The 21,397-nt window shown below is 60.0% G+C and carries 26 protein-coding genes; 17 read left to right on the top strand and 9 right to left on the bottom strand.

Annotation, left to right across the window (positions count from 1 at the left end):
- Window positions 1–276 precede the first annotated feature (276 nt).
- From coxB to rnhA, 12 genes are all read left to right on the top strand, one after another.
- The gene (gene coxB, locus ACP7E0_RS11710) at window positions 277–1,161 is read left to right on the top strand and encodes a cytochrome c oxidase subunit II (RefSeq protein WP_426125060.1); all 885 of its coding nucleotides are present in this window, start codon (window positions 277–279) and stop codon (window positions 1,159–1,161) included.
- Between the two features lie 35 nt (window positions 1,162–1,196).
- A complete protein-coding gene (gene ctaD / locus ACP7E0_RS11705; protein WP_426125059.1) occupies window positions 1,197–2,894 on the top strand; it encodes a cytochrome c oxidase subunit I in 1,698 nt (565 codons plus the stop codon).
- Between the two features lie 104 nt (window positions 2,895–2,998).
- Complete coding sequence (locus ACP7E0_RS11700) at window positions 2,999–3,955, top strand: heme o synthase (RefSeq protein ID WP_426125057.1); 957 nt, start codon at window positions 2,999–3,001, stop codon at window positions 3,953–3,955.
- Window positions 3,955–4,095, top strand: coding sequence for a hypothetical protein (locus ACP7E0_RS11695; RefSeq protein WP_426125056.1), 141 nt, complete (start codon window positions 3,955–3,957; stop codon window positions 4,093–4,095). Before ACP7E0_RS11700 ends, ACP7E0_RS11695 begins: the two co-directional genes overlap by 1 nt.
- A gap of 9 nt (window positions 4,096–4,104) precedes the next feature.
- The gene (locus tag ACP7E0_RS11690; RefSeq protein WP_426125055.1) at window positions 4,105–4,713 is read left to right on the top strand and encodes a cytochrome c oxidase assembly protein; all 609 of its coding nucleotides are present in this window, start codon (window positions 4,105–4,107) and stop codon (window positions 4,711–4,713) included.
- A gap of 65 nt (window positions 4,714–4,778) precedes the next feature.
- Window positions 4,779–5,657, top strand: coding sequence for a cytochrome c oxidase subunit 3 (locus ACP7E0_RS11685; RefSeq protein ID WP_426125054.1), 879 nt, complete (start codon window positions 4,779–4,781; stop codon window positions 5,655–5,657).
- Window positions 5,658–5,820: 163 nt separating this feature from the next.
- Entirely contained in the window at window positions 5,821–6,204 is a 384-nt protein-coding gene (locus ACP7E0_RS11680) for a DUF983 domain-containing protein (RefSeq protein ID WP_426125053.1), read from the top strand.
- On the top strand, window positions 6,173–6,943 hold the full coding sequence (locus tag ACP7E0_RS11675; protein WP_426125051.1) for an SURF1 family protein: 771 nt from the start codon (window positions 6,173–6,175) through the stop codon (window positions 6,941–6,943). Before ACP7E0_RS11680 ends, ACP7E0_RS11675 begins: the two co-directional genes overlap by 32 nt.
- Before the next feature lie 32 nt (window positions 6,944–6,975).
- On the top strand, window positions 6,976–7,341 hold the full coding sequence (locus ACP7E0_RS11670; RefSeq protein ID WP_426125050.1) for a DUF1304 domain-containing protein: 366 nt from the start codon (window positions 6,976–6,978) through the stop codon (window positions 7,339–7,341).
- A 3-nt stretch (window positions 7,342–7,344) separates the two neighbouring features.
- Window positions 7,345–8,355 (top strand): 4-hydroxy-3-methylbut-2-enyl diphosphate reductase, encoded by a 1,011-nt coding sequence (gene ispH, locus ACP7E0_RS11665; protein ID WP_426125049.1) that lies wholly within the window; start codon window positions 7,345–7,347, stop codon window positions 8,353–8,355.
- A 227-nt stretch (window positions 8,356–8,582) separates the two neighbouring features.
- Complete coding sequence (locus ACP7E0_RS11660; protein ID WP_426125048.1) at window positions 8,583–9,563, top strand: homoserine kinase; 981 nt, start codon at window positions 8,583–8,585, stop codon at window positions 9,561–9,563.
- Window positions 9,560–10,003 (top strand): ribonuclease HI, encoded by a 444-nt coding sequence (gene rnhA, locus ACP7E0_RS11655; RefSeq protein WP_426125047.1) that lies wholly within the window; start codon window positions 9,560–9,562, stop codon window positions 10,001–10,003. The genes ACP7E0_RS11660 and rnhA overlap by 4 nt, the downstream gene beginning before the upstream one ends.
- A 98-nt stretch (window positions 10,004–10,101) precedes the next feature.
- On the opposite strand, the gene ACP7E0_RS11650 is transcribed toward rnhA, so the two are convergent.
- Together ACP7E0_RS11650 and ACP7E0_RS11645 are read right to left on the bottom strand one after the other, a co-directional pair.
- Window positions 10,102–10,503, bottom strand: coding sequence for a VOC family protein (locus tag ACP7E0_RS11650; protein ID WP_426125046.1), 402 nt, complete (start codon window positions 10,501–10,503; stop codon window positions 10,102–10,104).
- 14 nt (window positions 10,504–10,517) lie between these two features.
- Window positions 10,518–10,814, bottom strand: coding sequence for a hypothetical protein (locus ACP7E0_RS11645; protein WP_426125045.1), 297 nt, complete (start codon window positions 10,812–10,814; stop codon window positions 10,518–10,520).
- Between the two features lie 115 nt (window positions 10,815–10,929).
- Here ACP7E0_RS11645 and ACP7E0_RS11640 point away from each other — a divergent pair, with 115 nt between their 5' ends.
- Window positions 10,930–11,268, top strand: a complete 339-nt coding sequence (locus tag ACP7E0_RS11640) for an ArsR/SmtB family transcription factor (protein ID WP_426125044.1) — start codon at window positions 10,930–10,932, stop codon at window positions 11,266–11,268.
- Window positions 11,269–11,270: 2 nt separating this feature from the next.
- Window positions 11,271–11,747 carry an SRPBCC family protein gene (locus ACP7E0_RS11635; RefSeq protein WP_426125043.1) on the top strand — a complete coding sequence of 159 codons (477 nt, stop codon included), beginning with the start codon at window positions 11,271–11,273 and terminating at the stop codon, window positions 11,745–11,747.
- 267 nt (window positions 11,748–12,014) lie between these two features.
- Here the strand turns inward: ACP7E0_RS11635 and ACP7E0_RS11630 are convergent, their stop codons facing one another.
- Window positions 12,015–12,500 (bottom strand): peroxiredoxin, encoded by a 486-nt coding sequence (locus tag ACP7E0_RS11630; RefSeq protein WP_426125042.1) that lies wholly within the window; start codon window positions 12,498–12,500, stop codon window positions 12,015–12,017.
- A gap of 78 nt (window positions 12,501–12,578) precedes the next feature.
- On the bottom strand, window positions 12,579–13,391 hold the full coding sequence (locus ACP7E0_RS11625) for a protein-disulfide reductase DsbD domain-containing protein (protein ID WP_426125041.1): 813 nt from the start codon (window positions 13,389–13,391) through the stop codon (window positions 12,579–12,581).
- Window positions 13,392–13,582: 191 nt separating this feature from the next.
- On the opposite strand from ACP7E0_RS11625, the gene ACP7E0_RS11620 reads away from it, so the two are divergent.
- The 3 genes from ACP7E0_RS11620 (at window position 13,583) to ACP7E0_RS11610 (ending at window position 15,788) form a co-directional block, all read left to right on the top strand.
- The gene (locus tag ACP7E0_RS11620) at window positions 13,583–14,185 is read left to right on the top strand and encodes a YqgE/AlgH family protein (RefSeq protein ID WP_426125040.1); all 603 of its coding nucleotides are present in this window, start codon (window positions 13,583–13,585) and stop codon (window positions 14,183–14,185) included.
- Between the two features lie 118 nt (window positions 14,186–14,303).
- Window positions 14,304–14,495 carry a CsbD family protein gene (locus tag ACP7E0_RS11615; RefSeq protein ID WP_426125038.1) on the top strand — a complete coding sequence of 64 codons (192 nt, stop codon included), beginning with the start codon at window positions 14,304–14,306 and terminating at the stop codon, window positions 14,493–14,495.
- 210 nt (window positions 14,496–14,705) lie between these two features.
- Window positions 14,706–15,788 (top strand): zinc-binding metallopeptidase family protein, encoded by a 1,083-nt coding sequence (locus tag ACP7E0_RS11610; protein ID WP_426125037.1) that lies wholly within the window; start codon window positions 14,706–14,708, stop codon window positions 15,786–15,788.
- 133 nt (window positions 15,789–15,921) lie between these two features.
- Here the strand turns inward: ACP7E0_RS11610 and ACP7E0_RS11605 are convergent, their stop codons facing one another.
- The 5 genes from ACP7E0_RS11605 to ACP7E0_RS11585 form a co-directional block, all read right to left on the bottom strand.
- Entirely contained in the window at window positions 15,922–16,371 is a 450-nt protein-coding gene (locus ACP7E0_RS11605) for a potassium channel family protein (RefSeq protein WP_426125036.1), read from the bottom strand.
- Window positions 16,368–16,532, bottom strand: coding sequence for a hypothetical protein (locus ACP7E0_RS11600; RefSeq protein WP_426125034.1), 165 nt, complete (start codon window positions 16,530–16,532; stop codon window positions 16,368–16,370). Before ACP7E0_RS11600 ends, ACP7E0_RS11605 begins: the two co-directional genes overlap by 4 nt.
- 69 nt (window positions 16,533–16,601) lie before the next feature.
- Window positions 16,602–17,474, bottom strand: a complete 873-nt coding sequence (locus ACP7E0_RS11595; RefSeq protein WP_426125033.1) for an AI-2E family transporter — start codon at window positions 17,472–17,474, stop codon at window positions 16,602–16,604.
- Window positions 17,475–17,822: 348 nt separating this feature from the next.
- The gene (locus tag ACP7E0_RS11590) at window positions 17,823–20,735 is read right to left on the bottom strand and encodes an EAL domain-containing protein (protein ID WP_426125032.1); all 2,913 of its coding nucleotides are present in this window, start codon (window positions 20,733–20,735) and stop codon (window positions 17,823–17,825) included.
- The gene (locus ACP7E0_RS11585; protein ID WP_426125030.1) at window positions 20,735–21,346 is read right to left on the bottom strand and encodes a GNAT family N-acetyltransferase; all 612 of its coding nucleotides are present in this window, start codon (window positions 21,344–21,346) and stop codon (window positions 20,735–20,737) included. The genes ACP7E0_RS11590 and ACP7E0_RS11585 overlap by 1 nt, the downstream gene beginning before the upstream one ends.
- Window positions 21,347–21,397: the final 51 nt, after the last annotated feature.

Here is a 21,397-nt window from a genome sequence, read left to right as displayed (position 1 = left end):
CGATGCAGTGCCGATTGCTCTTTATTTATGGTATAGGGCAGGAGATTGGCGTGAAATACGAGATGCCATCGTGCCGCCTTTCGCCGCTGCCGGTATCCGTAGGGGGCGCAGGGCTTTAACAGTTTGTGTGAAAAGCGTCGTTTGCGCAAAATGCCGCATGGGCTTGAATGGACAGATGTTGCGGCGTTCATCAAACTGTGGTTTGAAGCGCTTCAGTATGGCTAAGGATTCTGCGTTACGGTTTGATCCTGATCAAGCGCCCAGGGAGACACTATAGTGAAAAACAAGGCTTTTGCAGTTTTGGCATCGATTGCCTGTCTGCTCTTCGCTTCGAATGCTTTGGCTGACAAGCCGGTCGCATGGCAGACCAACTTTCAGACAGCAGCAACCGGAATCATGGAAGAAATTACATGGTTCGAGCATTACACGCTCTGGTTCATCATTCCGATCACGCTTTTTGTCCTGGCGCTGCTGATGTGGATCGTGTTCCGTTACCGCGAAAGCAAGAACCCGGTCCCGTCCAAGACCAGCCACAACACGGCAATTGAGATCGTCTGGACGCTTGGCCCGGTCGTCGTGCTCTTGTTCCTGGCGATCCCGTCCTTCCAGCTCCTGACCGCGCAGCTGACGCCGCCGGAAAATCCGGACATCACGCTGAAGGCGACAGGCAACCAGTGGTACTGGTCCTACGAATATGAAGTCGGCGAAACCCCGCTCTCCTTCGACAGTCTGATGATGAAGGAAGAAGACCGCGCCTCGCTCGGCAAGGAAGACAAGCACGAATATCCGCGGCTTCTCGCCGTCGATAACGAAGTCGTCGTTCCCGTTGGCAAGACTGTCCGCGTTCTGGTGACTGCAGCCGACGTTATTCACGCCTTCGCCATGCCGGCCTTTGGCCTGAAGATCGACGCGGTTCCTGGCCGTCTCAATGAAACGTGGTTCAAAGCTGAGCGCGAAGGTCTCTACTACGGCCAGTGTTCCGAGCTCTGCGGCAAGGACCATGCCTATATGCCGATCGCCATCCGCGTTGTCAGCGAAGACAAGTACAACACTTGGCTTGCTGCCGCCGCCACCAATGTTGGTGATGCGAACAAGGCACTCATGGCCTCCATCGACGGCGCGGCCAAGACCGTAGACGTCGCTGAAAACGCCGCACAGTAATTCGCCCGAAAAGTATTTCGAAGGGGGACAGGCCAATGGCCGGAACTACCACTACCCACGATCACCTTCATGATCACGCGCATGACCATGCGCACGATGACCATGACCACGCCCACAAGCCGCTGACCTTCTTTCAGCGCTGGTTCCTCTCGACCAACCACAAGGACATCGGCACGCTGTACCTGATCTTCGCGATCTTCGCGGGCATCATCGGCGGCACGCTGTCAGTCTTCATGCGCGCCGAGCTGCAGGAGCCGGGTATCCAGATCTTCCACGGTCTGGCGTCCATGGTCTACGGCTTCGAGGGCGACGCTGCCATCGACGGCGGCAAGCAGATGTTCAACGTCTTCACGACAGCGCATGCGCTGATCATGATCTTCTTCATGGTCATGCCGGCGCTGATCGGCGGCTTTGCCAACTGGATGGTGCCGATCATGATCGGCGCGCCGGACATGGCGTTCCCGCGCATGAACAACATCTCCTTCTGGTTGATCATCCCGGCCTTCCTGCTCGTGCTTCTGTCGATGTTCGTCGAAGGCCCGGCCGGTGGTTATGGCTCCGGGGGTGGCTGGACGATCTATCCGCCTCTGTCGACGGCCGGAACGCCAGGGCCTTCCATGGACCTCGTGATCCTCGGCCTGCACATTGCCGGTGCCTCGTCGATCCTCGGCGCGATCAACTTCATCACCACGATCCTCAACATGCGCGCTCCGGGCATGACGCTGCACAAGATGCCGCTGTTTGCCTGGTCCGTTCTGATCACCGCCTTCCTGCTGCTTCTTTCGTTGCCGGTTCTGGCAGGCGGCATCACCATGCTGCTTACCGACCGCAACTTCGGCACGTCCTTTTTCGCGCCTGAAGGCGGCGGCGACCCGATCCTGTTCCAGCACCTGTTCTGGTTCTTCGGTCACCCGGAAGTGTACATCCTGATCCTGCCCGGTTTCGGCATCGTCAGCCACATCGTCTCGACCTTCTCGCGCAAGCCGATCTTCGGTTACCTGGGCATGGCCTACGCCATGGTCGCCATCGGCGCCGTCGGCTTCATCGTCTGGGCGCACCACATGTACACCGTCGGCATGTCGCTCGACACGCAGCGCTACTTCGTCTTCGCGACGATGGTCATCGCGGTTCCGACCGGCGTGAAGATTTTCTCCTGGATTGCCACGATGTGGGGCGGTTCGATCCGCTTCACCACGCCGATGGTCTGGGCGATCGGCTTCATCTTCCTGTTCACCGTCGGCGGCGTCACCGGTGTTCAGCTCGCCAATGCCGGCCTCGACCGTTCGCTGCACGACACCTACTACGTGGTTGCCCACTTCCACTACGTTCTGTCGCTCGGCGCCGTGTTCGCGATCTTTGCCGGCTGGTACTACTGGTTCCCCAAGATGACCGGCTACATGTATTCGGAATTCCTCGGCAAGCTGCATTTCTGGGTCATGTTTGTCGGTGTGAACCTGGTGTTCTTCCCGCAGCATTTCCTCGGCCTCGCCGGCATGCCGCGCCGTTACATCGACTATCCGGATGCCTATGCCGGCTGGAACGCCGTGTCGTCCTATGGTTCGTATATCTCGGCCTTCGGCGTCCTGATCTTCCTCTTCTGCGTGGCCGAAGCCTTCGCCAAGAAGCGCGTTGCCGGCAACAACCCATGGGGCGAGGGTGCAAACACGCTCGAATGGCAGCTGACATCGCCGCCGCCGTTCCACCAGTGGGAACAGCTGCCGCGCATCAAGTAAGCGCTGCACTTAATCCGAAGCCGCCGGAAACGGCGGCTTCGTTCCAAGCCGGGAAATCCGGCAAAGGCGACTGAAAGAGCGCCAGATTAATTCAAGGACGAGACATGACGGTCATCGAAAATCACGAAGCAATGGGCCCGGAGGGCAGTGTTCGCCCCTCGGAAGCCTCTGCGCGCGATTTCTTCGAACTCTTGAAGCCGCGCGTCATGTCGCTGGTGGTGTTTACGGCGCTTGCCGGCATGGTGCTGGCGCCCGGCCATATCAATCCCTTCATCGGTTTCATTGCGATCCTCTGTATCGCCGTGGGTGCTGGAGCCTCCGGTGCCCTCAACATGTGGTACGATGCCGATATCGATGCGATAATGACCCGCACGGCAAAGCGGCCGATCCCGGCGGGCAAGATCCTGCCGCAGGAAGCGCTCGCCTTCGGCCTGACGCTATCGGCCTTTTCCGTCTGCATCCTCGGCATCGTCGTCAACTGGCTGTCTGCCGGTCTGCTCGCCTTCACGATTTTCTTCTACGTGGTGATCTACACGATGTGGCTGAAGCGCTCGACGCCGCAGAACATCGTCATCGGCGGAGCCGCCGGCGCCTTTCCGCCAATGATCGGCTGGGCCTGCGTCACCAACGGCATCGCCATCGAGAGCATCGTCCTCTTCCTCATCACCTTCCTCTGGACGCCGGCCCATTTCTGGGCGCTGGCTCTGTTCAAGATGCGCGACTACGGCGCCGTCGGGGTGCCGATGCTGCCGAATGTCAGCGGCGAGGCGACCACCAAGACGCAGATCGTCATCTATGCCGTGCTGACCGCGATCATCGGCGTCGTACCGACCATCCTCGGCTTTTCGAGCATCGGTTACGGCGCTTTCGCCGCAGCCCTCGGTCTTGGTTTCATCTGGTACTCGATCGGCGTGCACCGCATGCCGGAAGGTGACGAAAAGATGGTGCCGGCCAAGAAGCTCTTTGCATTTTCGATCGTCTATCTCTTCGCGATTTTCTCCGCGCTGATGATCGATCACCTGATTGCCACGCTGTGGCTTACTGCCGGAAAGGTTGCCTGATGGAACTCGTGACACTCACGGACGCCCAGAAGAAGTCGCGCCGCGGCCGCAATATCGCGCTTGGCGCCGTTCTCTTCGGTCTCGCTGCCATTTTCTATGTCGTGACGCTGATCAAGTTCAGCAACGGTATGGTTCAGTAAGGAACGATCATGGCACCGATCAGAACGCCAGAACAGAAGAAGGAACGGGCGAACGGCGTCATCGTCGCGTCCTGCCTCGCTTTCGTCGTCGGCATGACCGGCATGGCCTATGCCGCCGTGCCGCTCTACGACATGTTCTGCAGGGTGACCGGCTATAACGGTACGACCAAGCGCGTCGAGCAGGCCTCCGAAATCATTCTCGACAAGAAGATCAAGGTGACGTTCGATGCCAACATTGCATCCGACCTGCCTTGGAGCTTCAAGCCGGTGCAGCGCGAGATCGAACTGAAGATCGGCGAAACCGTGCAGATCGAGTTTGAAGCGACCAACATGGCGAAGAAGGCGACGACCGGTCAGGCGGTCTTCAACGTGACGCCGATGGCGGCCGGGGCCTATTTCAACAAGGTCGAGTGCTTCTGCTTTACCGAGACGACACTGCAACCGGGTGAAGACATGAAGATGCCGGTGGTTTTCTTCATCGATCCGGAAATCGTCAAGGCTGTTGAGACCAGGGGGATCAATACGCTGACCCTCTCCTATACGTTCTACGCCCGCGAGCCGTCAAAGCCGGTTGCGGCGCTGACGGTAAAGCCCGCCGAAACTGACAACAAACTTTGACAGATCATAGTTTTCGGCTAAGCCGGAAATGACGACATGAGAAAGACTTATCGGGGATAGTCCACATGGCCGATGCGCATCAGAAAAATCACGACTACCACATCATCGATCCGAGCCCTTGGCCGCTGATCGCCTCGATCGGCGCCTTCGTCATGGCCTTTGGCGGTGTCGGCTATATGCGATACCTGTCGGGCGGTACGCTGCACCTGTTCGGTGTCGACTGGGCGCACCCGTGGTTCTTCTTCATCGGTCTCGCTGTCGTTCTCTACACGATGTACGGCTGGTGGTCGGACACGATCAAGGAAGCGCATGAGGGCCACCACACCCGCGTCGTGTCGCTGCACCTGCGCTACGGCATGATCATGTTCATCGCTTCGGAAGTGATGTTCTTCGTTGCCTGGTTCTGGGCCTATTTCGATGCCAGCCTGTTCCCGGGCGAAGCCATCCAGGCAACCCGCTCGGCCTTTACCGGCGGTGTCTGGCCGCCGAAGGGCATCGAGGTTCTCGATCCCTGGCACCTGCCGCTCTACAACACCGTCATCCTGCTGCTCTCCGGCACGACGGTTACTTGGGCACACCACGCGTTGCTGCACGGCGACCGCAAGGGCCTGATCAACGGCCTGACCCTGACGGTTCTGCTCGGCATCCTGTTCTCCTACGTTCAGGCTTACGAATACGCCCACGCACCGTTTGCCTTCAAGGATTCGATCTACGGTGCGACCTTCTTCATGGCGACCGGTTTCCACGGCTTCCACGTTCTGGTCGGCACGATCTTCCTGGCCATCTGCCTGCTGCGCGCAGTGAAGGGCGACTTTACCCCCAAGCAGCATTTCGGCTTCGAAGCCGCCGCCTGGTACTGGCACTTCGTTGACGTGGTCTGGCTGTTCCTGTTCTTCTCGATCTACATCTGGGGCGGCTGGGGTGCGCCGATCGCTCATATGTGATCGATTTCTGAACTGAAGAATTTTGAAGGCGGGTGCATGAGTGCCCGCCTTTTTCTTTGCCTGTTTGCCAACGCGTTGATGGGCCTAAACGTCGCGGGGGCCGATATATCGCTGCCGGTGCGAATGGTTTATGAAGCACAGCGCAAGAAGGAACGAAAACGGCATGAACGAAGACAGCGCACATTTCCCGCCGGTCGAGCCGGTCAAGGCCGGGATCAGGGGGCTTTGCCCGCGATGCGGTGAGGGTAAGTTGTTTGACGGTTTCCTGACGATGAAGCCGGCCTGCGCCAATTGCGGTCTCGATTATGGCTTTGCCGATGCTGGCGACGGCCCGGTGGTCTTCGTCATCCTGATCGTCGGTTTCATCGTCGTCGGGGCAGCTCTCTGGATGGAGGTCAACATCAATCCGCCGCTCTGGGTGCATTTCCTGTTGTGGATACCGCTCGCCATCATCTTCAGCCTGGTCCTCATGCGCATGCTGAAGGGTATCCTGATCACGCTGCAATTCCGCAACAATGCACACCAGGGCGAGATCGATCGTGGCTGATACTGTGTCGGACAAGAAAAGCGGCGGGCTTGCCGGCCGCATCATTGGCATCGTTCTGGTTCTGGTCGCGCTGGCGATCCTCTTCGCGCTTGGTACATGGCAGATGGAGCGGCTGGCCTGGAAGGAAGGGCTTCTGGCGTCGATTGCGGAACGCCGCGCCGCACCGCCTGCCGACCTGGCGGCGATCGAGGCCTTGGCCAAGGCCGGCGAGGATGTCGATTACCGCACGGTGCGCGTCACCGGCACCTATATCAACAACAAGGAACGGCATTTCTTCGCGACCTATGGAGGCCGCACCGGCTATTACGTCTATACGCCGCTGCAGCTGACCGATGGCCAGATCGTCCTCGTTAATCGCGGCTTCGTCACGTTCGAGGCCAAAGAGCCGGAAATGCGCAAGCAGGGCCAGCTGACCGGCGACCAGACCGTCACGGGACTTTCCCGCGCCAAGCTCCTGGAAAAACCCTCCTGGGCCGTGCCGGACAATGATGTCGCCAAGAACATCTTCTACTGGAAGGATCTCGATGTCATGGCCGCAAGCACCGGCCTCGATCCGGCCAAGGTCGTGCCCTTCTTCATCGATGCCGATGCAACGCCGCATGAAGGCGGCATGCCGATCGGCGGCGTGACGCAGTTCGACTTTCCCAACAGCCATCTGCAATATGCCATGACCTGGTATGGGCTGGCCGCCGCGCTGGTTGTCATCAGCGGGATTTTCATCTTCCGGCGGAAGACATAAGGTCGAGGCAGCGTGCCACCTGGGGAAATCGAATGGCCATTCTCGCAAACATCCTGATCGCCCTGACAGCTCTCCTGCATGTCGGTTTCCTCGTGCTTGAAATGTTTCTCTGGACGGGGCCGCAGGGGCAAAAAGTGTTTCGGATGACGCCGGAACAGGCGCAGGCGACCAAGGTTCTGGCGGCCAATCAGGGGCTCTATAACGGCTTTCTCGCCGCCGGACTTTTGTGGTCGCTGATCGCGTCGCCGCCGGAATTTGCCGTCCAGCTGAAGCTGTTCTTCCTTGTGTGCGTGATCGTTGCCGCTATATATGGCGCATGGTCGGTCAAGCCGCGCATCCTGCTTGTGCAGGGCGGGCCGGCAATTCTCGGCCTTGTGTTCACCTTACTGGCATTCTGATCAATGGCGACTTTTCTTCCAGCAAAAACACCGATCACCTTGCGCCTCTGCGGCCCGCGCGGCTTTTGCGCCGGGGTCGACCGGGCGATCCAGATCGTCGTCTTGGCGTTGAAGGAATATGGCGCGCCGGTCTATGTCCGTCACGAGATCGTCCACAACCGCTACGTCGTCGAAGGCCTAGAGGCCAAGGGTGCGATCTTCGTCGAAGAGCTCGACGAGATCCCGCCGGAGCATCGCAAGCAGCCGGTGGTGTTTTCCGCCCATGGCGTGCCAAAGTCGGTGCCTGCCGATGCGACGGAGCGTAATCTCTTTTACCTCGACGCCACATGCCCGCTGGTCTCCAAGGTCCACAAGCAGGCCATGCGCCACCAGAAGCTCGGCCGCCATGTCGTGCTGATCGGCCATGCCGGACATCCGGAGGTGATCGGCACGATGGGCCAGTTGCCGGAAGGCGCCGTGTCGCTGGTCGAGACGGTCGAGGACGCCGAAACCTACATACCGCCGGACGCGGACAATCTCGGCTTCGTCACCCAGACGACGCTGTCTGTCGATGATACCGCCGGCGTCATCAAGCGGCTGCACGAGCGCTTCCCGAACCTGACGGCGCCTGCAGCCGATTCGATCTGCTACGCGACGACCAACCGTCAGGAAGCCGTCAAACAGGCAGCCCCCGGCTGCGATCATTTCATCATCGTCGGCGCTCCGAATTCGTCGAACTCCAAGCGCTTGGTCGAGGTCGCACTCCGGGCCGGGGCGAAAAAATCGGTCCTTGTCCAGCGCGCGTCGGAAATCGACTGGGATGATTTCGCTGATATCTCTACAGTCGGCCTGTCGGCGGGCGCGTCGGCACCGGAAGTGATCGTCAACGAGATCATCGAGGCTTTTCGCGCGCGTTACGATGCTGCGGTGGAGCTTGCCGATACCGTCGAGGAGACCGAAAACTTCCTGGTCAACCGCGAGCTTCGCCACGTGCCGCTGACGGCGCAGGACATGGCGTTCGTGAATGGGGAGTAACGGTTTCACTGTTCTCGTTCTGCCGAGGGTACCCCCCTCTGTCCCTCCGGGACATCTCCCCCTCAAGGGGGGAGATTGACCGCAAGCTTTTGCCCGCCTTACCGGAAAGCCTGTAAGGAAAAAGAATGATCTCCCCCCTTGAGGGGGAGATGTCACGATAGTGACAGAGGGGGTAGGCCTCCTCGACCTCAGACCATCCGTCACCGCTCAAAACACGAGATCCGACCTTGGCAGTTTACACCGACATCACCGAAGACGATCTCAGCGGCTTCCTGAAGCAGTACGACGTCGGCACGCTGACGTCCTACAAGGGCATCGCCGAGGGCGTCGAAAACACCAATTTCCTGCTGCACACCACCAAGGGCGCCTACATCCTAACGCTTTACGAAAAGCGGGTGGACCAGAACGACCTGCCGTTCTTTTTGGGCCTGATGCATCACCTCGCTGACAAGGGGCTGTCCTGCCCGCTGCCTCTGCCGCGCGCCGATGGCGCACTGCTGGGCCACCTGTCCGGCCGCCCGGCCGCAGTGATTTCGTTTCTCGAAGGCATGTGGCTGCGCAAGCCCGATGCCAGCCATTGCCGCGAAGTCGGCAAGGCGCTCGCCGCCATGCATGTGGCCGGCGAAGGCTTCGAGATCCGCCGCCCCAACGCGCTGTCTGTCGGCGGCTGGCGGCCGCTCTGGAACAATGCGCGCGACCGCGCCGACGAGGTGCAGCCGGGCCTTGCGGCCGAGATCGCCAATGAGTTGGATTTCCTCGAAGCCCATTGGCCGAAGGATCTGCCGCAAGGCGTCATCCATGCCGACCTCTTCCCAGACAACGTCTTCTTCCTCGGCGACGGCCTGTCCGGCCTGATCGACTTCTATTTCGCCTGCAACGACCTGCTCGCCTATGACGTCTCCGTCTGCCTGAACGCCTGGTGCTTCGAAAAGGACGGTGCCTTCAACATCACCAAGGGCATGGCGCTGCTGTCGGGCTATCAGAGCGTGCGGCCGCTGACCGCAGCCGAGATCGAAGCCCTGCCGTTGCTTGCGCGCGGCTCTGCCCTGCGGTTCTTCCTGACCCGGCTCTACGACTGGCTGTTGACGCCGGCCGGTGCGCTGGTGGTCAAGAAAGACCCGCTCGAATATCTGAAGAAGCTGCAATTCCACCGTTCCATCGCAACATCCGCCGAATACGGCCTGATTAACGAGACAGTGCCCGCATGAAACATGTCGATATCTTCACCGATGGCGCCTGCTCCGGAAATCCGGGTCCGGGCGGCTGGGGCGCCGTGCTGCGCTATGGCGAGACCGAGAAGGACCTGTGCGGCGGCGAAGCGGAAACCACCAACAACCGCATGGAACTCTTGGCGGCGATCACCGCGCTCACCAGCCTGAAGACCCAGTGCGAGGTCGATCTCTATACCGATTCGAAATACGTCATGGACGGCATCGGCAAGTGGATTCACGGCTGGAAGAAAAACGGCTGGAAGACCGCCGACAAGAAGCCGGTGAAGAATGGCGAACTCTGGCAGGCGCTCGACGTCGCCAACCAGAGCCACAAGGTCACCTGGCACTGGGTCAAGGGCCATGCCGGCCACCCGGAAAACGAACGCGCCGACGAACTGGCCCGCAAGGGCATGGAGCCGTTCAAGAAGAAGCGGTAGGCAAAGCAATTCCAGCAAAATGCGCAGCGGTTTTGCGTCCGGAATTGCGGCAAACAAAAGAATGGAGCGTTTCGCGATTCAAAGAAAAGCGGAAACCTCTACCGTCCGTCGGTAAACTCAACGAGATCCCAAAGGTTACCATAGAGGTCCTCGAACACCGCGACGATGCCGTAGGCGGCCTCTTTCGGCTCGCGGGTAAAGCGGATGCCGGTCTCTACCATCTTCGCATGATCCCGCCAGAAATCGTCAGTCTGCAGGAACAGGAACACGCGACCGCCAGCCTGGTTGCCGATGAACGCTTCCTGATGCTCCGAGGATGCCCGTGCCAGAAGCAGGGATGTGCTGCCGTCGCCCGGCGGTCTCACGACGACCCAGCGCTTGTCCTGCTCCGGCTGGTAAGTGTCCTCGACCAGCAGGAACCCCAGCTTCGTGACATAGAAATCGATCGCCTCGTCATAGTCGGCAACGACGAGGGCGATCAGTGCGATGCTCTGGTTCATGACGCCTCTGCGGATTATTTTACGGTGCAGACACCATTGGCGCCGCCCTTGCCGGTATAGGACACATCCGCAGATCCATCCGGACTGATGGTGAGCGATATGGTGACGCCGCTGCCCTTGGCTTCGTAATAGTTCTCATTGAAGACTTTGAGCTTGCCTTCCTTGCCATTGATGTAGATCGGCCCGCCCTGATCGGCGTGAACCTCGATCTTGCCGGGGCAGGTGGCATTGACCAGCGGAATCTTGGCTGCTGCCTGTCCGGCTGCCGTTATGGCGGCACAAGCGGCAACAATACGCAGAAATGTCTTCATCGTGATCTCCCGAACACTCACTCGAATGCAGAGATGCCGTCCCAGTCTGACAAGTCAAGGATAGGATGTAACACTTAGCTCTTGTGGTAAGTGTTTAACGATGATACTTAGCCTTATGGGTCACTATTCAGAGCAACTCAACGGCATTTTCCAGGCGCTTGCAGATCCCACCCGCCGTGCCGTCCTGGCTCGGCTGGGCAAGGGACCTGCCAGCATTAGCGACCTTGCACAGCCATTCGACATGGCCCTGCCGTCGTTCATGAAGCACATTCATTTTCTGGAAGGCAGCGGCCTGATCCAGACCCGCAAGCAGGGCCGGGTCAGGACCTGTGTCATCGAGAAGCAGCAGTTCGCCGCGGTCGATGCCTGGCTGTCGGCGCAGCGGGCGCTGTGGGAGGGCCGTACCGACAGGCTCGAGCAGTTTGTAACTAAGACACAGGCAGAAGGAGGCTGACAATGACAACACCCAACCCCGAACTCGACCTGACGATTTCCCGGATCATCAAGGCACCGCGATCGCTCGTCTGGAGCGCCTGGACCGATCCGTCACGCTTCGAGCAATGGTGGATCCCGCAACCGGCCAGATGCAAGGTCGTCGCGATGGAGTTGCGCCCGGGCGGCGCTTTCACAACGCAGATGAGCGAAAACGGCGGCGATTTCCAGCCGCATCTCTCCGCCTGCTTCCTCGCCGTCGAGGATGGCGAAAAGATCGTCTTCACCAATGCGCTGACCGGCGGCTGGCGGCCGGCCGAGCAACCGTTCATGACGGCCATCATCACGCTGCAGGATCACCCTGAGGGCACCGACTATCACGCCCATGTCATGCACAAGAGCAATGCCGACCGGAACATGCACGAAGAGGCGGGCTTCTACGACGGCTGGGGCACGGTCATCGGGCAGCTTGCAACGTTGGTTGAGCGGCACGTGCAATAGGCGCTGATGGCGTAAATGTAAAAGCCCGTCTGTGTCTTCGACAGGCCGGTTCGGACTGACAGAGCCGGTTCTCGTTTCTCGGAAGGTCACTGGGAAAATCCCGCGGCAGCCAAAACCACCGTCACTCCTGTGCTTGTCACAGGAGTCCAGTCAGCCCAAGTCCTCGGGCTGAAAGGTTTTTTGACCCGACAGACGTCGGGTCGCTGGATGCCCGCCACAAGGGCGAGCATGATGGAGGTGGGGTGTCCGCTTGTCGGATGGGTAGCGTCAGATCTGCTCGAGCATGGCCGCAGCAGCAGAAACAGTCGCCTGGCCGGGGCTTTCCTCGACGTTGAGCGTCTTCACCACGCCGTCTTCCACCAGCATCGAATAGCGCTTCGAGCGCAGGCCGAGCGTGCCGGCGGACAGGTCGATATCCATGCCGAGCGCCTTGGTGAAGGCGGCGTTCCAGTCTGAGAGGAAGTGAATCTTGCCGATGCCACCCGATGCGGTCGCCCAGGCGCCCATCACATGCAGGTCGTTGACCGCAACGACGGCGATATCGTCGATGCCGCGGGCAAGGATGGCGTCGCGGTTTTCCAGGTAACCAGGCAGGTGGTTGAGCGAGCAGGTCGGGGTGAAGGCGCCGGGAACGGCGAACAGGACGACCTTCTTGCCGGCAAACAACTGCTCGGTGCTGATTTCGACCGGCCCATCGGCGGTCTTTTCCTTGAAGGTGGCGGCGGGCAGCTTGTCTCCGACGGAAATGGTCACGGTCTCACTCCTTGAAGTCTTTTCGGGAAGGTCGGAGCGCGATGGCTCCGTTGGGTCGGATGGGAATATAGATTCGGTTCAGTCAAAGGCAAGTGGGGTTTGCATGCTCTGCTCGCCGGCGCGCGCGACGAGCATGACAGAGCCGCTTTTCAGTGCACCGCCATTTGCTGGAACGCGCACGGCGATCTCAGCTGTGACGTGGCCGTTCTTGGACGTCACTTTTTCGGGTTTGCCGAAGCTGTAGCCGGGCGGGCCAGCGAGAAAGAGTTCGGCTGGCGTTGTCGCCACCGGCGTCACCAGCGACAGATGCAGGCGTTTTTCAGCGGCATCGAAGAAGGCGGCCGTCACCTTGAACGTGTCGGACGGCAGCATCGGCAGCGCCGCAACCGCATCGTCGATCCGCGCCCGGTCGAGCGGGTTTTCCGAAAGCCCCTGCGGCAGGGAAAGATCAAGATCGGCCTGAACCGGAATGCAGATGTCCTTGCAGATGCCAAGGAACACCGAGATCTTCAGGCTGAGATCCCCAGTCTTCTCCCGCTTCAAGGACAGCGGAAACGCCACCGAATGGTCGTAGCCGGTATAGCCTGCAATGCCGTCGTGAAACGCCTTCGGGGCTGGAAAGCGCATTCCGGAAAAGGAGATACCGTCGCGTGGATCGATGGTAATCTGCGGCGGGATGCCGCTCGCGCCGGGCTCAATCCAATAGGTTTTCCAGCCGGGCTTCAGCCGGATGTCGAGAATGGCAGGGATCGTGCCGTCCGGCTCGGGCCTGTCGGCGACAATCCGCACCTCGCCACCCTCTGACTGTACCCATTGGCTCTGCGCGGCATCGGCGGCAGGGGTGATAAAAAAATACGCCGAGAGGGTTGCCAGCGCAGCCAAATGAGGCACATTCTCTAGGAGGCGATGATGTTTCATGATGCTGAGGCATATCGGTTTTGGGGCAGGGTTGAAAGATGCCGGCTTTCACCGCGCGATCATTTTCTTTTGATGGCACGCGACCTCAAGGACCGATGAAATCCTCAACAAAAGACCAGGGTGGAAACGCTTTTCATTTGAACCTGAGTTGATAGGCTAAGACCATGATGGCGACGTTCCAGAAAAAACGCGAACGCGGGGTATTGGATGGTCAGTTCCTGATCGCCATGCCCGGCATGTTCGACAGCAATTTTGCCCGCACGGTCATCTTCGTCTGCGCCCATTCGGACGACGGTGCCATGGGCTTCGTGCTCAACCGGCCGCAGCAACTGACCTTTCCGGACGTTCTTTTGCATCTGCACATCATCGATCAGCAGCAGGCGATCCGGCTGCCCGGCGTCACCCGCGATTTCCAGATCCAGACCGGCGGTCCGGTTGAAACCGGGCGCGGCTTCGTCCTGCATTCGGACGATTACCTCAGTGAATCCAGCATTCCCGTCAACGACGACATCTGCCTGACGGCAACACTCGACATCGTCCGGGCCATCTCGCGCGGCCAGGGACCTGCCAAGGCGATGATGATGCTGGGCTATGCCGGCTGGGGTGCTGGCCAGCTCGAAAACGAGATTGCCAACAATGGCTGGCTGAATTGCCCGGCCAGCGAAGAACTGATCTTCGACCGCGATCTCGGCGATAAATACGACCGGGCGCTGGCCCTGATGGGCGTCGCCCCCGCGATGCTGTCGGTCGATGCGGGTCACGCATAGGCAAATCTATTTTCCGTCTTTTGGATGTTGCGCCGGAACAATTTGAGCCTCCCTCCGTTTTCCAGTCGCAAGGACAGGACGCTCCGCTCTTGTCCTCAACCTCTCAAGGAGACTGATCATGGGTAGCACTTCCGACAAGATTTCCGGCGCCGCCAATAAGGCAGCAGGCAAGGTCAAGCAGGCTGCCGGCAAGGCAACCGGTAGCGAAAAGCTGCAGGCTGAAGGCAAGGGCCAGGAAATCAAGGGCAAGGTCCAGACGGCCACAGGCAAGGCCAAGGATGCCGTCAAGGGTACCGTTGATCGCATGTAATCCGGATTGCCGCCGGTCATCTCGAAAAGAGGCGCCAGCGGCTCCAAGGTGCGCGGATCGACTGTCCTGACGGGTTCAACTGGATGGACGATTTCAGCGCCGATGCCCGCTGTGCCTTGTGCCGGCGGGCATTTCTCTGTGAATGAGACCACGTTATGGCCGGCATCCGCTGCGCCAGCATCCCTTACATCGAGACATATCGGGCGGGCTATGAGACTTTACGAGTGCGGAAATTGCGGAAATCCCGTTCACTTCGACAACCGCGTCTGCATCAATTGCGGATCGCAGCTCGGTTTTCTGCCCGAGGCGTTGGCGGTAGAGGCTCTGACGCCTGCTGGTGAAAACCTGTGGCAGGCGTCCTCGCGCACGCAAGCCGACGTCCGCTTCTGCGCCAATGCAGCGCACGACATCTGCAACTGGCTGATCTCGACCAATGACAGCCAAGTCTATTGCCAGGCCTGCCGCTACAACCGCATCGTGCCGGTCTCCGACAATCCGGAAGGTCTGGCGCGCTGGCAGAAGATCGGCCAGGCCCAGCGTCATCTGTTCTACTCGCTGCTGCGCTGGAACCTGCCGCGCCCCGGCCGCGACGTCGATCCGCAAGGCGGCCTCGTGTTTGATTTCCTTGCCGACGAGGTCGATGCCAACGGCAATATCGTTCCGGCCATGACCGGCCATGAGGACGGCCTCATCAGCCTGCGGGCGGCAGAGGCCAATGATGCGACGCGCGAAAGCGTGCGGGTATCAATGAACGAGCCCTACCGGACGCTGCTTGGCCATTTCCGCCATGAGATCGGCCATTTCTACTGGGCCCAGCTGGTGCGCGACGACCAGACGCTTAACGAAGCCCGGGCACTGTTCGGCGATGAACGCGAGGACTATGCCGAGGCGCTGAAACGCAATTACGAACAGGGACCACCAGTCGACTGGCAGGAGAGGTTCATCAGCACCTACGCCAGCGCCCATCCGGCCGAGGATTTTGCCGAATGCTGGGCGCATTTCTTCCACATCGTCGATACGCTGGAAACCGCCCGCGCGTTCGGCCTCACGACAGAACCTCGCCGCCACGAGGCCATGGCCGCCGAGGTCGATTTCGATCCCTACAGGGCGGTGGGTGCCCAGCCCCTGGTCGATGCCTGGGTTCCCCTCAGCGTCGCGCTGAACAGCATCCAGCGCAGCATGGGCCAGCCCGACAGCTACCCCTTCGTGCTCTCGCCGCCGGTGGTGCAGAAACTCGATTTCATCAACCGGCTGATCAGGCGGGCAGGGGCGGCCTACCGCGATAGTGGTTAGTCGTTAGTGAGTAGTCATTGGTGATTGTTGAGTAGATGTCGAAAAAAATCCGATTTATATGGCAAATGCCGCCAGCCGCTTGAGGCGCTGCCAGCGACCGCTTTGCGCCGGAAGCTCTCGCTGCTCCAATCCTTTACGGCTCACGCGCGGTTCTATTTGACGTGCCCAACTTCCCCGTGGCCTGCTGGATAGCCGAAAAAAAGAGGGCAGTCGTGATTCCGAACATCATCAGTCCATTGGCCGCCTGCAGTGGTCCCAACAGCCGAATACGGCCATCAAGCACCACGTCGCCATAGCCAAGCGAGGTGAAGGTGACGCCCGAAAAATACATTGCCGTTTCGAAGTCCTCGAAGGCACCGAGCACGCTATATAGCAGTGCCCAAAATGCGACTTGGACGATATTGCCCACCATGAGCACGATCATCAAAATCGAGAATTGCAGGAAGATAGTCCGCCACGGTTTTCGGCCCATGGGTTGTGTCTGGGCATGAGCAAAGTACCGCGCGGCGAGTACTGAGGCGAATGCCTGGAGCGCGAGGCATATCGACATCGCAAGCAAACCGAGAGCAACAACTGCAATCATAGCGCCGAACCTTCGATCGGCTCTCCGTCGCCGACCGGGCGCTGATGCATCCATTCCATCAGCAGCACAAAGCCGACGCCCAGTAGCACGGGGCCAACAAATATACCGAGAAGGCCATCGGCTAACATCCCACCGATGACGCCGACCAAAATGACCGGCATTGGCACGTCCAATCCACGGCCGAGCATCAATGGTTTGAGGAAATTGTCGCTAAGCCCGGCGACGAGGGATCAAACGGCAAAAATTATTGCCGGTGTGGTTGCTTCCGTGGCAAAGACATAGGCCATGACAGGCAGGGTCAGCAGCAGCGCCGGCACCTGAACGACTGCCAAGAGAAACGTGACAAGCGTTAGAGCACCGGCCGCCGGAAGGCCAATGGCGAAGAAAGCAACGCCAACGAGCATCGACTGGATCACCGCCACGCCGACCACTCCGACCGCCACTCCCCGGATCGTTGCGGCGGTCAGCTTCACGAGCCGCGCCCCGCGCGCCTTGCTGTTGGTTACCAGTTCCAGCAGACTGAGGGCAAAGGCCGCAGCGCCATTGGCATACGCCACCAGCACGGCGGCGATCACGATGGAAAGAACGAAGGACAGGCCGCCAGCGGCCAAGCCGCCAGCGAAGGATGCGAGCCACGCAGCGGGCTTTGTCAGCATCTGGCCGTATTTATTGAGTGCCAAGGGCAGGTTGGCGGCAGTGAGCGCCCAACCCTCCGAGAGCTTCGCTCCGACCACCGGCAGATCGGCAAGCCACGTTGGAGGCAGCGGAATAGTCAGGCTGTGGTTCTGCAAGCCTGAAACAAGCGAATAAATGGAAGATCCGAGCGATGTGACCACGACGAAGATAGGTACCAGCACGACGGCAACGCCGACCATCCCGATGAGAAATGCCGACCAGCGATTGCCGAGCCGGTCGGACAGGCGGAGATGCAAAGGATAAAGCATGACCGCCAGGATCGCCGACCAAAGCAGGATTCCCAAGAAAGGCGATATGATCCTAGCACAGACATAGACCAGAAGGGCGCCTAGTCCCAATTGAACCGCAATATGGACGATGGACGGTCTTGACGGCGCGACGTCCGCGTTCGACGCGCTAGAATCCATTTTTCCCTCCCGGTCCAGATAGATCGTCACCAACGTTCCGTCATCATACATTACGTCATGAGAACGGGATACCGCAGCCGTCAGCTTCTGTAAGGACCGCTTCGGGCCGATATTGTCGAAAAACTCGCCGCGTCGATTGTCGCCTTATGCCAGCCGGAATGAAAATGCGTTACGTCACGGTCGTTGTCATTTTGGCGCGAAACAATTCGCCCTGTATGCGGCCACGGGAATCTCATTCCAATGGTCGCTGGGCGAAACGGCTCCGATGGCACCGCTCGGGACTTTTTCAACAATATCGGCCAAAAGCAGTCGCCGCTGGCATTCGCTAGATGATATTGAAAACTCCACTCACGCCCGCTTCATCAACGGAAATCGCTCCTTCAGCAGCCGCTGGATCGATTCCGAGCCGATGGGTGGGCCGAACAGGAAGCTCTGGCCGAAATCGCAACCCATCTGGGCGAGCTGGATGGCGTCTTCCTCGGATTCGATGCCTTCGGCCACAACCTGCATCTCGAGTTCGCGCGCCATGGTGATGACGGAGCGCAAGAGGATCGAGCGCTTGTCGCTGGGGTCCCTGACCAGTGACTTGTCGATCTTGATCGTGTCGAATGGAAAGCGGGTGAGGTAGGCCAGCGACGAATGGCCGGTGCCGAAATCGTCGAGCGCCAGCTTCAGGCCCGCATCCTTCAGTTTTTCCAGCACAAGACGCGCCTGTTCCGGGTTTTCCATCACCACGGATTCGGTCAGTTCCACCTTCACCTTGCGCGGATCACAATGGTTCTTGTTCAACACCGCGCGGATATCGTCATAGAGGTCGTTGTTGAGCAGCTGCGCACTCGACAGGTTGACGGAAACAAAGATCGGCAGGTCGCCGGTCTGGATCTGCCATTCGGTCAGGTCGCTGGTGGCCCTTTCGAAGGCGAACATACCCAATTCGTTGATGAGATCGGAGTTTTCGGCGATCGGGATGAATTCCGACGGCGAAATACTGCCGCGCTTGGGATGCTCCCAGCGCATCAGCGCTTCAAAGCCGGCGATCTCGGCATCCACCAGGCGCACGATCGGCTGGTAGACGAGGCTTAGCTCCTTGCGCTCGATGGCGCGGCGCAGATCTGTTTCAAGCTGCAAGCGATCGGTGCCGGAGGCTCGGAAGGCCGGGCGGAAAGGCTCGACGCGATTGCCGCCGGCCTTCTTGGCGCGGAACATCGCCAGTTCGGCATCGTCGAGCAGGCCTGCGGCATTTTCCTGTTGGTCGACCCAGGAGACGAGGCCGATCGAAGCCGTCAGGTTGATTTCGCGATTGCCGAAATTGAGCGGCACCATGATTGCCTTCGAAACGGCATCGGCGAAATCGGCGACCTTGGCGGTATCGCGCTCGGACATCAGGATCAGCCCGAATTCGTCGCCGCCGAGACGCGCCAGCGTGTCCTGCGGTTTCACCAGCCGCCGCAGGCGGCGGGTGAGCGCGACCAGGATATTGTCGCCGGCAGCGATGCCCAGCATGTCATTGACGTGCTTGTAGCGGTCGATGTCGATAGTGATGACGGTGGGGCGCACGGTAGTCGAGCCGGGCGCCAGCGACAGAAGCGATTGCAGCCGGTCGAGGAAGATCTGCCGGTTCGGCAACCCGGTCAGGTTGTCGTTGAGCGCGTTGTGCAGCAGCCGGTCGATGGAATTCTTCTGCTCGGTAACATCGACAATGGTGCCGACGCAGCGGATGATTTCGCCGTTGGCGCCAAGCACCGGCCGGGCGCGGATCGACAGCCAGTGATAATGGCCGTCTTCGGCGCGAACGCGGAACTCGTGGTTCAGCCGTCCCTTGCGGTGTTCCAGAAGCACGTCCAGGGTGGCGCGAAACCGGTCGCGGTCATCGGGATGCAGGCGCGGTAACCAGTTGCGGGCGGCGCCGTGCATCGTTCCCGGCGAAAGGCCAAGCTGGGCAGAGATGTCGGGAATGGTCACGACACGGTCGCGTGCCACGTCCCAGTCCCAAACGGTATCGCCGGAACCGGTCAGTGCCAGCGACTGGCGCTCGAGGTCGGAAAACAGCCCCTGGCTATAGGCGCCGCCGGCAAAGGCATGCTGCATCACCGTAAAGCCGATCAAAAGCACGATCAGCACCAGGCCGCCGCCAAGCGCCGGCTGGACGATGTCATTGGCCAGCTGGCCGGTGACGGTCAGCCAGGCGCCGAACAGCCAGACGAGGATCAGAAGCCAGGCGGGCACAAGCAGGATGGCGCGGTCGTAGCGGTTGAACCCGAGATAGGCGATCAGCACGATCCCGGCCGTGCCGGTCAGCGCGAAGGAGAGGCGGGCGATACCGGAGGCGATGGCAGGGTCATAGATCGCCACGCCGAACAAGAGGCCAAGGCCGAGGATCCAGGCGAGCGTCGCGTAGCTCAAATGCTGGTGCCACCGGTTGAGGTTGAGATAGGTGAACAGAAAGATCACCAGCCCGGCGGCGAGAAACACCTCGCTGCCTGCGCGCCATATGCGCTCATCGCCGGCGGTGATCGAGATCAGCTTCGACAGGAAGCCGAAATCGACACAGATATAGGCCAGCACCGCCCAGGCGAGCGCTGCCGTCGCGGGCAGCATCGAGGTTCCCTTGACGACGAATAGGATGGTCAGGAACACCGCAAGCAGGCCGGCAATGCCCAGCACGATGCCGCGATAGAGTGTGAAAGCGTTAACCGTGTCCTTGTAGGCGTCCGGCTCCCAGAGGTAGATCTGCGGCAGGTCGGGACCGGCGAGTTCGGCGACGAAGGTGATGACCGAGCCGGGGTTGAGCGTGATGCGGAACACGTCGGCCTCGTCGCTCGGCTGGCGGTCGAGCGCAAAGCCTTCGCTAGGGGTGATCGACAGGATGCGCTGCGATCCGAGGTCCGGCCAGAACAGTTTTGAATTCACCAAACGGAAATGCGGGGCGACGATGACGCGCTCCAGCTGCTCTTCCGAAACGTTGGCAAGCGCAAACACAGCCCAGTCGCCCTGGTGGTTTTCGGCGCTGGAGCGCACTTCGATGCGACGCACGATGCCGTCTGTGCCAGGCGCTGTCGAGACCTGGAAGGCTTCGCCGCGGCCGGTGTAGATTTCCGTCGTCGCCGTCAGATCGAGTGCGGTGTCCTCGCGTGAAATCTTGACGGGTTCGGTCGCGAGCGCCGCGCCGCTACCGATCAGGCAGAACGCGATCATCATGGCGGTGAGAAGCGCCAAGAGCCTTCGTGCTGACGGGTGACGTGGCAGGCGGGTCAAAAACATCAATCACTCGAATTCTTATGTTGCATGCTGTCCTGCGAGAGCAGCGAGAACATCAGGTGATCCCGCCATTGCCCGTTGATTTTCAGGTATTCCCGCAAGTAGCCTTCGCGCTGAAACCCGGCCTTTTCAAGGAGCCGGATGCTTCTGTGGTTCTCGGGAATACAGGCTGCTTCAATACGGTGCAACTGAAGGCTCGAAAAGATATAGGGAATAGCCAGTTTAACGGCCTGTGCCATGTGTCCCTTGCCGGCATATCGCTCGCCCATCCAGTAGCCGATCATGCAGCATTGGGCGGCACCCCGGCGGATATAGCCGACGGTCAGGCCGCCGATCAGCTGGTCGCCGTCGCGTGAAATGATGAAGAGCGGCACCGCCTGGCCGGAGGAAAATTCCTGTTCGTTGCGGATGACGCGGGTGCGAAACGCACTCTCTGTCATCTCGTCGGCACGCCAGGTCGGCTCCCAGGGTTCGAGAAAGGCGCGGCTTTCGCTGCGCAGCTGATACCATTGGCGGTAATCGGTTGATTTCGGTAGGCGCAGCACATGCGTCGCATTGCCAATCTCGATCGGGTCCGGCTGCCGTGACAGAAACCGAAAGACCGATCGTGTCATAGAAGCCTCCGCAGCGGATGGGTTGAGACCATATGCGAGAGTGCCGGGCGC

The sequence above is a fragment of the Pararhizobium sp. PWRC1-1 genome (assembly GCF_049897905.1).
Lineage (GTDB): Bacteria > Pseudomonadota > Alphaproteobacteria > Rhizobiales > Rhizobiaceae > Pararhizobium.
This window is presented reverse-complemented; position numbering and strand designations above follow the sequence as displayed.

What these genes read in the sequence shown, in the direction of transcription:
- ACP7E0_RS11585 (WP_426125030.1), bottom strand. Translation starts at nt 21,346, where the DNA reads ATGACACGATCGGTCTTTCGGTTTCTGTCACGGCAGCCGGACCCGATC.
- ACP7E0_RS11590 (WP_426125032.1), bottom strand. Translation starts at nt 20,735, where the DNA reads ATGTTTTTGACCCGCCTGCCACGTCACCCGTCAGCACGAAGGCTCTTG.
- ACP7E0_RS11685 (WP_426125054.1), top strand. Translation starts at nt 4,779, where the DNA reads ATGGCCGATGCGCATCAGAAAAATCACGACTACCACATCATCGATCCG.
- ACP7E0_RS11675 (WP_426125051.1), top strand. Translation starts at nt 6,173, where the DNA reads ATGCACACCAGGGCGAGATCGATCGTGGCTGATACTGTGTCGGACAAG.
- ACP7E0_RS11600 (WP_426125034.1), bottom strand. Translation starts at nt 16,532, where the DNA reads ATGCCGGTCATTTTGGTCGGCGTCATCGGTGGGATGTTAGCCGATGGC.
- ACP7E0_RS11680 (WP_426125053.1), top strand. Translation starts at nt 5,821, where the DNA reads ATGAACGAAGACAGCGCACATTTCCCGCCGGTCGAGCCGGTCAAGGCC.
- ACP7E0_RS11615 (WP_426125038.1), top strand. Translation starts at nt 14,304, where the DNA reads ATGGGTAGCACTTCCGACAAGATTTCCGGCGCCGCCAATAAGGCAGCA.
- ACP7E0_RS11595 (WP_426125033.1), bottom strand. Translation starts at nt 17,474, where the DNA reads ATGGATTCTAGCGCGTCGAACGCGGACGTCGCGCCGTCAAGACCGTCC.
- ACP7E0_RS11640 (WP_426125044.1), top strand. Translation starts at nt 10,930, where the DNA reads ATGGGTCACTATTCAGAGCAACTCAACGGCATTTTCCAGGCGCTTGCA.
- ACP7E0_RS11670 (WP_426125050.1), top strand. Translation starts at nt 6,976, where the DNA reads ATGGCCATTCTCGCAAACATCCTGATCGCCCTGACAGCTCTCCTGCAT.
- rnhA (WP_426125047.1), top strand. Translation starts at nt 9,560, where the DNA reads ATGAAACATGTCGATATCTTCACCGATGGCGCCTGCTCCGGAAATCCG.
- ACP7E0_RS11610 (WP_426125037.1), top strand. Translation starts at nt 14,706, where the DNA reads ATGAGACTTTACGAGTGCGGAAATTGCGGAAATCCCGTTCACTTCGAC.
- ACP7E0_RS11650 (WP_426125046.1), bottom strand. Translation starts at nt 10,503, where the DNA reads ATGAACCAGAGCATCGCACTGATCGCCCTCGTCGTTGCCGACTATGAC.
- ACP7E0_RS11605 (WP_426125036.1), bottom strand. Translation starts at nt 16,371, where the DNA reads ATGATTGCAGTTGTTGCTCTCGGTTTGCTTGCGATGTCGATATGCCTC.
- ACP7E0_RS11620 (WP_426125040.1), top strand. Translation starts at nt 13,583, where the DNA reads ATGATGGCGACGTTCCAGAAAAAACGCGAACGCGGGGTATTGGATGGT.
- ACP7E0_RS11695 (WP_426125056.1), top strand. Translation starts at nt 3,955, where the DNA reads ATGGAACTCGTGACACTCACGGACGCCCAGAAGAAGTCGCGCCGCGGC.
- ACP7E0_RS11635 (WP_426125043.1), top strand. Translation starts at nt 11,271, where the DNA reads ATGACAACACCCAACCCCGAACTCGACCTGACGATTTCCCGGATCATC.
- ACP7E0_RS11645 (WP_426125045.1), bottom strand. Translation starts at nt 10,814, where the DNA reads ATGAAGACATTTCTGCGTATTGTTGCCGCTTGTGCCGCCATAACGGCA.
- ACP7E0_RS11700 (WP_426125057.1), top strand. Translation starts at nt 2,999, where the DNA reads ATGACGGTCATCGAAAATCACGAAGCAATGGGCCCGGAGGGCAGTGTT.
- ACP7E0_RS11690 (WP_426125055.1), top strand. Translation starts at nt 4,105, where the DNA reads ATGGCACCGATCAGAACGCCAGAACAGAAGAAGGAACGGGCGAACGGC.
- ispH (WP_426125049.1), top strand. Translation starts at nt 7,345, where the DNA reads ATGGCGACTTTTCTTCCAGCAAAAACACCGATCACCTTGCGCCTCTGC.
- ctaD (WP_426125059.1), top strand. Translation starts at nt 1,197, where the DNA reads ATGGCCGGAACTACCACTACCCACGATCACCTTCATGATCACGCGCAT.